Source organism: Mammaliicoccus vitulinus (genome assembly GCF_029024305.1).
In the GTDB taxonomy this organism is placed as follows: domain Bacteria; phylum Bacillota; class Bacilli; order Staphylococcales; family Staphylococcaceae; genus Mammaliicoccus; species Mammaliicoccus vitulinus.
This window is the reverse complement of sequence record NZ_CP118974.1, coordinates 826,158-839,468: the sequence shown is the minus strand read 5'-3', so window position 1 is coordinate 839,468 and position 13,311 is coordinate 826,158. Positions and strand designations below refer to the sequence as shown.

Here is a 13,311-nt window from a genome sequence, read left to right as displayed (position 1 = left end):
TTTATCAGTGAAACTTATGAAAGTCACGCATTATTTTGGCCATGTATATCGTGTATAAGGCATTTCTCTTTTGTGTGCATTTCTTACATAATGATTTTGAATAATTTCTTGATCTTTTTCACTTACTTTTTTACCTTCTAAGAAGTCATCAATCGAATCATATGTTACGCCTAAAGCTTCTTCATCAGGTAGAGCTGGTTTATCTTCTTCTAAATCAGCAGTTGGTACTTTATTAATTAAATGATCTGGTCCATCTAAATATTTCAAGATGGCTTTACCTTGTCTCTTATTCAAGCCAAATAAAGGTGCAATATCACAAGCGCCATCACCGAACTTAGTATAGAACCCTGTTATATTTTCTGCTGAATGATCAGTTCCTAATACGATACCACTATGTGCAGAAGCGATTGAATATTGAACTTTCATACGTTCTCTAGCTTTTTCGTTTCCTTTTTGGAAGTCTGTCAGTTCTATGCCCGCTTCACTTAACGATTGTATACTCGCTTGAACAGCTGGTTTGATATTAACTGTTATGCGTTTGCTAGGATTAATAAAATCTAACGCATCTTGTGTATCTTGTTCATCAAACTGTTCGCCATAAGGTAATCTCACAGCAATAAATTGATATTCACCATTTTCTTCTGCATTGAGTTCATCCACCGTTAACTGTGCTATTTTTCCAAGCAATGTAGAATCTTGACCACCAGAAATACCTAATACTAAAGATTTTACAAAACTATGAGCTTTTACATAAGTTTTTAAAAATTGCTTAATTTCTTCATATTCTTTTTTAGGGTCGATATTTTGTTTTACATTCATTTCTTTAACTATGATTGATTGTAAATCTCTCATTACTACTCCACATCCTTTATAGCGTCTGCAACTCTTTCTGCCACTTCAAATATCTTCTTATTCTTATTATCCCAACAAGCTTTACTTAAGTCTACCGGATACTCTTCTGGATTTAAATAACGTTTGTTTTCTTCCCATAATATATCAAGGTTATCAAAAGCAAATTGCTTAATATCATTAATTCCTGGCAATGTATAAACAAGCTTTCCATTTGTAAAGATATCGTGATGTAAATCAACGGCTTTAAAGTTTTTAATATATTTCATTTTATAAGTATGCACGGGATGGAACATTTTTAAACGTTCTTCCTCGTTCGGTTTTTCATTTTCTAACGTGATGTAATCTCCTTCAGATTTATTCGTCTTCGTATTGATAATTCTGTAGACATTTTTTTTGCCAGGAGTTGTTACTTTTTCAGCATTGTTAGAAATTTTAATGCGGTCAGACAGTTCACCATTCTCATCTTCAATTGCCACAAGTTTATAAACTGCACCAAGTGCTGGTTGATCATATGCAGTAATAAGTTTCGTTCCAACACCCCAGGCAGTCACTTTTGCTCCTTGCGCTTTCAAACTTGTGATTGTTTCTTCATCTAAATCATTTGAAGCAAAGATTTTAGCATCTTCTAATCCCGCTTCATCTAACATTCTTCTCGCTTCTTTAGATAAATACGCAATATCACCTGAGTCTAGACGTATACCGACAAAATTAATTTTGTCACCTAATTCTTTCGCAACTCTGATAGCATTAGGAACCCCAGATTTTAGAGTATGGAATGTATCTACTAAGAACACACAATTTTTGTGTCTTTCAGCATATTTTTTGAAAGCCAGATATTCATCATCATACGTTTGAACCATTGAATGCGCATGTGTTCCTGAAATAGGAATACCAAATAATTTACCTGCTCTTACATTACTCGTTGAGTCAAAACCACCAATGACTGCTGCTCTAGCTCCCCATATTGCAGCATCCATTTCTTGAGCTCTTCTTGTACCAAATTCCATCACGATTTCATCGCGCACGACTTGCTTTATTCTACTTGCTTTAGTTGCAATTAAAGTTTGGAAATTCACGATATTTAAAAGTGCGGTCTCAACAAGTTGAGCTTGAATTAACGGTGCTTCAACTCTAATAAGCGGTTCATTATTAAAGCATAATTCCCCTTCTTTCATTCCTCTAATGTTACCTGTAAAACGTAAAGCTTTTAAATAATCTAAATAGTCATCTTGATATCCAACTTCTCTCAAATACTCAATATCTGTATCCGTAAATTTGAAGTTTTCTATAAATTGTACGATTCTTTCTAATCCACTAAAAATAGCATACCCACTATTAAATGGCATACTTCTAAAATATAAATCAAATATAGCTGTACGTTCATGAATCCCATCATTCCAATAAGTTTCGCCCATATTGATTTGATATAAATCTGTGTGTAACATTAAACTATCGTCTTCGTATTTATACATTATTCAATACTCCTCAGGTTATATAATTTTATATTATTTTATCATACTTTTTAAAATTAATTTTAAAAATCAACTTAAATATATCAAGTCATTTACCTCTGTGATAAAATACTAAAGATGCAAAATTTGGTGGGAGGCTAACAAATGAAAAATTCTTCATTCAAAAAATTATTTATTATACTTTCAATTATTGTGGCTGTCTCTGGTTTCTCACAAGGAATGCTTTTACCATTAATCTCAGTAATATTTGAACGTAACGGTATTTCAAGTTCCTTAAGCGGTATACATGCAATATCACTATACATTGGTGTATTTCTTTCTTCCTTCTTTATTGAAGGTCTCGTACGCAAATCCGGATTTAAATATATGATTTTAATCGGCGGTGCAATTGTTGCGTTATCACTATTGTTATTCCCTACATTAAAAACTTTATCCATATGGTTTATTTTAAGGCTACTAATTGGTGTTGGTGATAACATGTTACATTTTAGTACACAAACATGGTTAACACACATTACACCAAAAGATAAACTAGGCAGAACCATTTCAGTATACGGATTCAGTTTCTCGGCAGGATTTATGCTTGGACCGTTATTAGCTAAACTCGTTGATGTATCAGAAATATTGCCATTTATAATTTCAGCAATTCTCTCTATTATAACTATTTCATTAGTATTGTTAATTCATAATGAATTTCCTTCATCGAATGTACGACCAATCAATATGATCAATACATTGAGAAACTTCGGTGATGTTATAAAAACTTCTTGGATAGCTTTCATGTTTCCATTACTATATGGATTATTTGAAGCCGGACTGCATAGTAACTTTCCAATTTTTGGTTTGAGAAATGGACTGGATGTAACAAGTATCACGCTCATATTACCAGCATTTAGTTTAGGTGCAATACTATTCCAAGTACCAATAGGTATGTTTAGCGATATACACGGTAGAAAAAAAGTATTAACATTTTTAACCTTAATAGGTAGCATCATTTTCATGTTAGGCGACTTTTTACCAACGACTACCTTTGTAATGATGGCCTTATTTTTAGTAGCAGGACTCTTTACCGGATCATTTTATGGTTTAGGTGTAAGTTTTATGACAGACTTAACACCAAAACATAATTTACCGGCAGGAAATTTAATGATCGCCATGTCGTTTAGTGTAGGTAGCATGATTGGACCAATGCTAGGTGGAACCATTATTCAACTATCAGACGGCACGATATTCTTTACAATGATTGCAGCATTTGTATTTATTGTATTCCTATTACTCTTAGTGCATAAAACACCACAGCAAGTAGAATAAATGACGAACTAACCAAACGCTGACAAACGTTTGGTTTATTTTTTTGTCTTTTTTACATGTTTCATTCAAATAGTTTACTAAAAAAGTTCATATTTTAGGGTTCAGTACATATTCTGGGACATAAATCTCAACTTAAAATAAATCACCCAATCCGTTGGAATTATTTTCGGATTGGGTGATTTTATATTTCTGATTTTGTAAAGTGCTGACGCCCGAGGGAATAGTATGTGTGAGAGACTACAGGCTCGAGCCATACCCCCAGGCAAGCATGCACGTTACAAAATCATTATAGTTTAGGACATTTATATCCCAGAATCTTTATTTCTTTAAATTAAAAAGCTTTTGCATCTTCTTCACCCCCTATCACTTGTGCTTTACATCCAATTGTTTGATAATTTAAATATTCAGAACTTTCAATTGATAAGTTTCTTTAAGCGTGTTATAGTATCACTTATAATTAAATAAATACTTTAACTCGGTAGAGAGTAAAAGCGAGGTTTATAATATGGATTATGTAAAATATAGAGATGATGTAATTAATAAGAAAGAAAAGGAACTTAGTTTCTTAAAATATTTTAGCGCTAAAGATTTTGAAGTTATCGATATGAACTTCATTGAAAAATTACAATGGAAACAATTGAATCAAGATGATTTAAACAGTCTTGATACGAGAAGTATTTGGAAAAATGGTGATGCTTTTTATAGTTTAAGAAATGATTGGACTGATCAAATTCAACATTACAGTCGTGAATATCATTTAAAAGCTTCGCGCGTTACATACGCTGGTCCTATTTCAATTAATGAACAAATATATACTAACTTAGGTGTCGAGATATTTAATCCTAATAGAAACGATATGTTGCAATGTTATCAATATATTCATGATTTCATTCAAAACGAACTTGAGCTTAATGTTGATTTTGCTGTTATCGGACATTATCAACTATTTGACCTTTTATTACCTAAAGAGGAACAAACAGAAGAATTATTCCAAGCAATTAGTGAAAGAAACATTTCAAAAATTTCTAAATTGCTCACGCAAAACCATACTTTAGTTCAACTACTAAAAACACCTACACATCAACAATTGGATTTCATAACAACAATTGCTGATACTGAACATCCGACATATAAATCATTACTATATTGGAAAGCTGCACTTGAAGAGTCCGGCATTAACCATATTCATTTAGATATTACAACAATGCCACCAAAATCATATTACGTTGGTAGTTTTATACAGCTTTATCAAAATAACAATCGCAACCCTATTGCTTCAGGTGGTCATTATAATGGCACTTTAGAAGGATTCGGATTCGGTATCCAATTAAATTAGGAGGTCATTATGTTAACAGTAGCGCTTAGTAAAGGTCGTCTATTAAAAGATTTTATTAAATTTATTGACTCGAATGGAAATTCAAAATGGGCAGAAGCTCTAAATAAAAGAGAACGCAAACTACAAATTCAAGTTGAAAATGTAAGATTTATTTTAGTTAAAGGTAATGATGTACCAACTTATGTTGAACAAGGCATTGCTGATATCGGTATAACTGGTAGTGACGTACTTGATGAAAAAGATAAACTCAACGTTAACAATTTAGTTGATTTACCTTTCGGATTTTGTCATTTTGCAGTTGCGAGCAAACCAGATGTTACTGAATACAACAAAATTGCTACAACTTATGTTAAAACAACTAAAGCTTATTTTAAAAATAAAGGACAAGATGTTTCAATCATCCCGCTATCAGGTTCTGTAGAATTAGCTGCTGTCGTTAACATGGTTGATGCGATAGTAGATATTGTCCAAACGGGTACAACATTAAAATCTAATGGACTTGTAGAGAAAGAATCTATCGGAGATATAAATGCAAAGTTAATTACAAACAAACATGCTTTCTTTAGTAAATCTAATGTTATTGAATCATTTATAGAAGAAATTGGGGTGTCTATTAATGCTATCTAAAACACAATTTATTGAGCAATTTGAACAAGACAGACAGACTGATGATCGTAATACAGAAAGTGTTAAAAATATTATTCAAGATGTAAAAGAAAATAAAGATCATGCAATTTTTAAATATAATCAAAAGTTCGACAATGTTGATTTAGATCAACTAGAAGTGCCACAACAAGAAATCAAGAATAGTATTAACCTTATTTCTGATGAACTAAAGTCTGCACTCGAAAAAAGTCACGAACAAATTAAAAATTTCCAACAAAAAATAAAACATGACAATGTAACAACTGGGCAAACTTATCAACTTTATCACCCTATTGAAAAAGTTGGTATTTATGTTCCTGGTGGTAAAGCCAGCTATCCTTCAACAGTTTTAATGACAGCTACACTTGCAAAAGTAGCCAATGTTAAAGAAATCATTGTCGTTACCCCACCACAAAAAGACGGTATTGATCCTGCTATATTAGCTGCTTGTCATATAACGGGTGTTAATCGTGTATTCCAAGTTGGCGGCGCTCAAAGTATTGCTGCACTTGCATACGGTACTGAATCTATACCTAAAGTTGATAAAATAGTTGGTCCTGGTAATCAGTTTGTATCTCTTAGTAAGCAATTACTTTATGGAGTTGTGGGTATTGACCAAATTGCTGGTCCAAGCGAAATTGCATTAATTGCAGATGAACATTCAAATGTAGATTATATTATTCAAGATATTTTAGCTCAGGCAGAACATGATGAACAAGCCCGAACTTTCCTATTATCAACTGACCAGTCATTCTTAACGAAAGTAAGTCAAAAGCTGCAACAAGCGATTGATCAAGCACCGAGAAAAAATATTATTGAAAAGAGTATTAAAAATTATCACTACTCTATTTTAACGGCTGATATTAATGAAACGATTGATGTCATAAATTATATTGCACCAGAACATTTATCAATTCAAACGGCGGAACCTAGTATATACGTTGGAAAGATCAAATATGTTGGCGCAATGTTTTTAGGACAATACTCACCTGAAGCAATTGGGGATTATGCTGCAGGTCCAAGCCACGTATTACCAACTGATCAAACAGCAAGATTTTCAAACGGCCTTACAGTTAATGATTTCTTAACAAGCCATTCTGTTATTCATCTTGACGAACACGCGTATCGAGAAATTGCTCCGAGCGCGATTGCATTGGCTGAAGAAGAAGGTTTATATCAACATAAACAATCATTAGAAGTAAGACTAACTAACAACAAGGAGTCGTAAACTATGATTAGAATTAATAAAAATGAAAGTCCAATACCTGCTATGGATACAACAATTTTGAAAGACATTATATCCAATTCAGATTTTAACTTTTATCCTGATGAAGAATATGACGCATTTATAAATGCATATGCTCATTATTATCAGTTGTCACCTAATCAAGTTTCAGCAGCTAATGGTTCAGACGAATGGATTCAAAAATGTATGATTGCTTTACCTGAAGGACCTGTACTAACATTAAATCCCGATTTCTTCATGTATACAGCATATGCACAACAAATTAATCGCCCTATTCATTATGTAGATGCTGAATCAGATTACACATTTTCAATTGAAAAAATTAAACATGAAATACGACGTATCAAGCCAGCATTTTTTATAATGAGTGTGCCACATAATCCGTCAGGTATCCAATACCCTAAAGAATTTTTAGAAGAAATTTCTGAATTAATGAAAGAAATCGGTGGATACTTCGTTATCGACGAAGCATATTTAGATTTCGGCGATTCATATGAAATTGAAATGCAAGATCATATCATACAAATGAGAACTTTAAGTAAGGCATTTGCGCTTGCTGGATTACGCGTTGGTATTGTGATTTCCACTGCCAAAACGATCCAAACTTTAAATAGTATTGCACACCCTTATCCTTTAAATACGTTAACTTTAAAAATAGCAACAGCATTATTTAATGATAAAAGCTATGTAACATCGCTATTAGACCGACAAAGACATTTATGTGAAAACCTAAGAAACATATTCAAAAACAATGTGAGTGACATTATTCATGTCATCCCATCGAAAACTAATTTCGTTTTGACATACGGTGAATTAGCTCCAGATTTAGGTCGATTTATACATGACAATGGATTTTTACCTAGATTTTATGACGAACCGAACATGAATCAAACTGTACGTTATTCTATAGCAACTGAAACACAACTAGAAGAACTTGAGAAAATAGTGAAGGAATGGAGAGAAAAATATGACATATCAAAAAGTAAGATCGACTAAAGAAACAGATATTAATATTCAATTACAATTCAATGATGAAGCATCTCAAATCAATACGGGCGTAGGATTTTTAGATCATATGCTTACTTTATTTAGTTTCCATAGTGGCATCACTTTAAAAATAGATGTAGATGGAGATACTGATGTGGATGATCATCATACAGTTGAAGATATTGGCATAGTGATCGGTCAATTACTTTTAGAAGCCATTAAAGATAAAAAATCCTTTACTAGATATGGTTCTTTCTATATTCCAATGGATGAAACGTTAGCGCGTGTCGTAACAGACATAAGTGGTCGTCCATTCTTATCTTTTAATGCAACATTTTCTCGTGAAAAAGTAGGCTCATTTGATACTGAACTTGTAGAAGAATTCTTTAGAGCACTTGTCATTAATGCTAGATTAACAACGCATATAGATTTAATTAGAGGTGGAAACACACACCATGAAATCGAAGCAATCTTTAAAGCTTTCGCAAGAAGTTTGAAAATCGCTTTAAGCAAAGATGATTTCGATCGTATTCCATCATCTAAGGGTGTGATTGAATAATGATTGCAATTATTGATTACGGATTAGGCAATATTAAAAATATTGAACGTGCCCTATTACATTTAGGTTATGAAGCCAAATTAACATCCGACGAAACAACAATAAAAAACAGTACGCATGTCGTATTGCCTGGTGTCGGCCATTTCAAAGATGCAATGGAACAATTACAAAAAAGTGGTTTAGATAATGTTCTCTACGAAATAAAAGATACACATAGAATTATCGGAATATGTTTAGGGATGCAAGTTCTATTTGAATTTAGTGAGGAAGGTTCTGCTAAAGGTCTCTGTCTTCTTGAAGGTAATGTCGTACCTATAGAAAGCCCCTATCCTGTTCCACATTTAGGATGGAACACTTTGCAAAGCAAACATCCACTTTTAGATGGTGATGTTTACTTTATACATTCATATCATGTGACAACTGACTTACCTATAGTAGCAACTGCTGATTATGGTCAGCCGATAACAGCAATTGTTCAGCAAAAAAATATTATAGGTATTCAATTCCACCCTGAAAAAAGTGGTGACTACGGACTTAAAATACTAGATCAAGCATTGAAAGAGGGGTTTATAAATGATTGAAATATGGCCAGCGATTGATTTAATAGATTCAACAAGTGTGAGACTAACTGAAGGTAAATATGATTCAAAGGAATCTATGCCACGAACTGCTGAAGAAGCTATCGCTTTTTATTCAAAATATGAGCAAGTATCAAGAATTCATGTTATCGATTTAATAGGTGCGAAAAATCAACAACCAACAGAAGCGGACTACATTGAACAACTCGTTAATTTAACGCATCTACCAATTGAAGTTGGTGGCGGTATTAGAACGATTGAAACGATTCAATCCTATTTCGATAAAGGCGTTGAATATATCATTGTTGGAACAAAAGGCATACAAGATTTAGAATGGTTAAAACAAATAACAAATCAATTTCCAAACAAAATCTATTTATCTGTAGATGCATATGTTGAAGAAATTAAACTAAACGGATGGATTGATGATGCTGGTATAAACCTTTTTGATTTCATTAAAAAAATTGATGATTTACCTATTGGAGGCATTATTTATACTGACATATCTAAAGATGGTAAGCTATCAGGACCGAACTTTGAATTAACTGGAAAATTAGTACAAGCAACTTCTATTCCAATAATTGCATCAGGTGGAATAAGAAACAAAGAGGATATCGACCAACTCAACGACTTAAATGTTCATGCTGCTATAGTAGGAAAAGCTGCAAATACCGACGCTTTTTGGGAGGGTATTTCATGATTAAAAAAAGAATAATCCCCTGTTTAGATGTTAAAGATGGACGCGTTGTTAAAGGTGTGAAATTTAAAGGTTTAAGAGATATCGGTCATCCAGTTGATATGGCTGAATATTATAATAAAGAAGTGGCTGATGAACTCGTGTTTTTAGATATTTCTAAAACAGAGAACGGACATCAAATGATGCTGGATATCATTACTGAAACAGCTTCTAAACTATTCATACCACTTACTATAGGTGGCGGTATTAGTACGCTTGATGATATATCTAGCCTTTTAAATCATGGTGCTGACAAAATCTCTTTAAATTCTAGCGCTTTACGTAACCCAAAGTTTATACGTGAAGCAAGTGACAAGTTTGGAAAACAATGTATTTGTATAGCTGTTGATGCAAAATGGGAAGATGAACACCAAGATTGGTATTGCTACACACACGGTGGTAAACAACGTACAGATAAACGCACGCTTGACTGGGTACAAGAAGTTGAAAATTTAGGTGCAGGTGAATTACTTGTAACGAGTATGGATTACGATGGTGTCAAACAAGGTTTTGATCATAAGCTATTAACCGAAATAACTAAACTCGTTAACATACCCGTTATCGCCTCAGGTGGTGGCGGTAACAGCCAACATTTTGTCGACTTATTTAAAGAAACTGATGTATCTGCTGGACTTGCCGCAAGTATTTTCCATGACAAAGAAACTACGATACAAGCTGTCAAAACACATTTATCTAATGAAGGAGTGAATGTACGATGAGTCAATTAACACCTGATTTTTCAAAAGGTTTAGTGCCTGCAATTTTGCAACATTACCAAACAGGACAAGTATTAATGCTTGGATATATGAATCAAGAAGCTTATAACTTAACTGTTCAGGAAAAAGTCTGCTGGTTCTATTCAAGAAGTAAAGATCGTCTATGGAAAAAAGGTGAATCATCAAACCATATTCAACATGTTACCGACATAAAATTAGATTGTGACCAAGACACGATTTTATTACAAGTCAATCCTGACGGTCCAACTTGTCATACAGGTTCAATAAGTTGTTTTAATACAGATGAACCATTTTCTCTAGAATCTTTAGAATCAACTATCCAAGAAAGTGTCGACTCAAAAAATCCAAATTCATATACTAACTATTTACTCACTGAAGGCATAGATAAAATCACTAAAAAGTATGGTGAAGAATCATTCGAAGTTGTTATAGCTGCTATGAAGCACGATAACTTAGAACTCACTAATGAAGTAGCAGATGTACTTTATCATTTATTCGTGTTACTTCACGATCGTGGTGTGAAGTTTGAAGAAGTTGTAGAAGTGTTGAAAGACAGACATAAAAAATCTGGTAATTTTAAAGGTGAACGCAAAGATATCAATAATTGGTAATATTGTCATAAATTACATATTGTCAAACGACAACAGTCGCTTATACTAGTACATAGAGGTGTAAATATGTTACTAGATAAAGCGACTGCTTTTATTATATCTATGAATAAAGAGCTCAATATAGACAAAACTCAAACTCAAAAACGAATTCAAGAAATACAAGATGAGATTAATCAAACAGGCACATATACACATACTACTGAAGAACTCGAGTACGGTGCTAAAGTAGCATGGAGAAATTCTAATAGATGCATAGGTCGTCTATTTTGGGATAAATTAACTGTAAGAGATTTAAGACATATTGATAGTGAAGAACAGTTCGTCAACTCAATTGAAGATCATATAAATGATGCAACTAATAATGGTAAGATTAAACCAATGATAAGCATATATTCTAACCGTATTGAAATTATGAATGAACAGCTTATTAGATATGCAGGTTACGAAGATAAAGGAGACCCTCAGTCTATAGATACGACTAACCTTGCACATCATTTAAATTGGCAAGGCGCGCATACTGATTTTGATATACTTCCACTCATTTATCGCATAAATCAACAATCATTGAAATATCATACCTATGCCAATGACTTAATTAAAGAAGTAACAATCAAACATGATCAATTTCCACATTTAGAAAAGTTACAATTAAAATGGTATGCAGTACCGATTATTTCTAATATGGATTTAGAAATTGGCGGATTATATTATCACACTGCGCCCTTTAACGGTTGGTATATGGAAACTGAAATTGGCGTTAGAAATTTTACAGACGAGTATCGATATAACAAGTTGAAAGAAATAGCTGAAGCATTCGACTTAAATACATCAACAACAGCCAGTTATTGGAGAGATCGCGCTTTAGTAGAATTTAACTACGCTGTTTATCATTCATTTAAGCAATCTGGTGTCTCAATTGTGGATCATTACAATGCATCAAAACAATTTAAAAAATTCGAAGATAATGAAAAACGTTTTAATAGAAAAGTTACTGGCAAATGGAGTTGGTTAGCTCCCCCACTTTCACCATCACTTGTACATAATTATCATAAAGGCTATGATAATGAAATGCGGAGTCCTAACTTTTTATATAGGCAAGCACAACATGGTTGTCCATTCCATTAGAAAGGAAGTCATTTATGAAATTATATTATTTAGGGCCATTAGGAACATTTTCACATATGGCTGCATTAAAATATAAACGAGAAGAAATAGAAGAATATATACCAAAATCAAACTTATATGAAGTTGTTAAAGCAATCGAATCCGATCCACAAAACATTGCAATCGCACCAATAGAAAACTCTATCGAAGGAACAATTAACATTATCGCAGACTCATTAACAGAACAAAAAATTCATGTTATTGACGAATTACATTTAAGCATATCCTTTTCGCTATATGTAAAAAAAGGAACAAAGTTAGAAGACATCAATGAAGTTGTTTCAATTGCACCAGCTATTAATCAAACTTCTAAATTCATTAAAAAGCATAACTTTACATACCGTTATTCAGATAGTACTGTACAAAGTTTAGATGAAATAGATGAACATACAGGCGCTATTGCACCGATTGGTTTAGAAGCAACGCATGATCAAGTCATTGCATTACAGCAAAATATAGAAGATTATCCACATAACACAACGAGATTTTTAGTGTTATCTGCACAAGAAAAGCCTGTAGAAAAAGCGACAGATAGCATCTTACTCGTAACGCCTGACCAAGATAAACCAGGTTTACTAGCGAGTATTTTGAATACATTTGCATTATTTAATATTAACTTATCATGGATAGAGTCCCGTCCATTAAAGACACAACTTGGGATGTATCATTTCTTCGTTCAAGCAGACTGTAGTGCAGATGACGTAGAAATGAAAAAAGTTATTACAATCTTAAAAACATTAGATTTTAACGTAAAAGTATTAGGTAACTTTGATAAGCATATATAAATAAGAAAAACAGTAGAAATTCATTTTTAAAATTGAATTTCTACTGTTTTTTTATTTAAAGTCTTTTGTTCTTTTAAGTACAAGCTCTGTGTTGCAAGACTCACCAAACAAGCAACTTAGAAGCTCTGTATGTTGCAAGACTCATCAAACAAGCAACATAGATGACCTGTATGTTGCAAGACTTACCAAACAAGCAACATAGAAGCCCTGTATGTTGCAAGACTTATCAAACAAGCAACTTAGAAGGCCAGAATGTTGCAAGACTTACTAAACAAGCAACATAGAAGCCCTG

General features: G+C 33.0%; 14 protein-coding genes. 12 read left to right on the top strand and 2 right to left on the bottom strand.

All coding sequences use genetic code 11. The features are described from left to right. Positions 1–30 precede the first annotated feature (30 nt). A complete protein-coding gene (gene nadE / locus PYW35_RS04150) occupies positions 31–852 on the bottom strand; it encodes an NAD(+) synthase (protein ID WP_103322344.1) in 822 nt (273 codons plus the stop codon). 2 nt (positions 853–854) lie between these two features. Continuing rightward, entirely contained in the window at positions 855–2,324 is a 1,470-nt protein-coding gene (locus PYW35_RS04145; RefSeq protein ID WP_016911690.1) for a nicotinate phosphoribosyltransferase, read from the bottom strand. Between the two features lie 144 nt (positions 2,325–2,468). Between PYW35_RS04145 and PYW35_RS04140 the strand changes: the two genes are divergently transcribed. The 12 genes from PYW35_RS04140 (at position 2,469) to PYW35_RS04085 (ending at position 13,019) form a co-directional block, all read left to right on the top strand. Then, positions 2,469–3,635 (top strand): MFS transporter, encoded by a 1,167-nt coding sequence (locus PYW35_RS04140; protein ID WP_103322343.1) that lies wholly within the window; start codon positions 2,469–2,471, stop codon positions 3,633–3,635. Between the two features lie 505 nt (positions 3,636–4,140). Further along, positions 4,141–4,971, top strand: a complete 831-nt coding sequence (locus tag PYW35_RS04135; RefSeq protein ID WP_103322342.1) for an ATP phosphoribosyltransferase regulatory subunit — start codon at positions 4,141–4,143, stop codon at positions 4,969–4,971. A gap of 9 nt (positions 4,972–4,980) precedes the next feature. Then, entirely contained in the window at positions 4,981–5,598 is a 618-nt protein-coding gene (hisG, locus tag PYW35_RS04130) for an ATP phosphoribosyltransferase (RefSeq protein WP_016911687.1), read from the top strand. Then, positions 5,588–6,844, top strand: a complete 1,257-nt coding sequence (gene hisD / locus PYW35_RS04125) for a histidinol dehydrogenase (RefSeq protein WP_103322341.1) — start codon at positions 5,588–5,590, stop codon at positions 6,842–6,844. Before hisG ends, hisD begins: the two co-directional genes overlap by 11 nt. 3 nt (positions 6,845–6,847) lie before the next feature. Then, complete coding sequence (locus PYW35_RS04120) at positions 6,848–7,858, top strand: pyridoxal phosphate-dependent aminotransferase (RefSeq protein WP_103322340.1); 1,011 nt, start codon at positions 6,848–6,850, stop codon at positions 7,856–7,858. Next, a complete protein-coding gene (hisB, locus tag PYW35_RS04115; RefSeq protein ID WP_016911685.1) occupies positions 7,830–8,408 on the top strand; it encodes an imidazoleglycerol-phosphate dehydratase HisB in 579 nt (192 codons plus the stop codon). The genes PYW35_RS04120 and hisB overlap by 29 nt, the downstream gene beginning before the upstream one ends. Then, positions 8,408–8,989, top strand: a complete 582-nt coding sequence (gene hisH, locus PYW35_RS04110; RefSeq protein WP_103322339.1) for an imidazole glycerol phosphate synthase subunit HisH — start codon at positions 8,408–8,410, stop codon at positions 8,987–8,989. Before hisB ends, hisH begins: the two co-directional genes overlap by 1 nt. Then, positions 8,982–9,686 (top strand): 1-(5-phosphoribosyl)-5-((5-phosphoribosylamino)methylideneamino)imidazole-4-carboxamide isomerase, encoded by a 705-nt coding sequence (gene hisA, locus PYW35_RS04105; protein WP_103322338.1) that lies wholly within the window; start codon positions 8,982–8,984, stop codon positions 9,684–9,686. The genes hisH and hisA overlap by 8 nt, the downstream gene beginning before the upstream one ends. After that, a complete protein-coding gene (hisF, locus tag PYW35_RS04100) occupies positions 9,683–10,441 on the top strand; it encodes an imidazole glycerol phosphate synthase subunit HisF (protein ID WP_103322337.1) in 759 nt (252 codons plus the stop codon). Before hisA ends, hisF begins: the two co-directional genes overlap by 4 nt. Continuing rightward, on the top strand, positions 10,438–11,070 hold the full coding sequence (gene hisIE, locus PYW35_RS04095) for a bifunctional phosphoribosyl-AMP cyclohydrolase/phosphoribosyl-ATP diphosphatase HisIE (protein ID WP_016911681.1): 633 nt from the start codon (positions 10,438–10,440) through the stop codon (positions 11,068–11,070). The genes hisF and hisIE overlap by 4 nt, the downstream gene beginning before the upstream one ends. A 66-nt stretch (positions 11,071–11,136) precedes the next feature. Beyond that, positions 11,137–12,195 (top strand): nitric oxide synthase oxygenase, encoded by a 1,059-nt coding sequence (locus PYW35_RS04090; RefSeq protein WP_103322336.1) that lies wholly within the window; start codon positions 11,137–11,139, stop codon positions 12,193–12,195. A 14-nt stretch (positions 12,196–12,209) separates the two neighbouring features. Continuing rightward, positions 12,210–13,019 carry a prephenate dehydratase gene (locus PYW35_RS04085; RefSeq protein WP_103322335.1) on the top strand — a complete coding sequence of 270 codons (810 nt, stop codon included), beginning with the start codon at positions 12,210–12,212 and terminating at the stop codon, positions 13,017–13,019. Positions 13,020–13,311 lie beyond the last annotated feature (292 nt).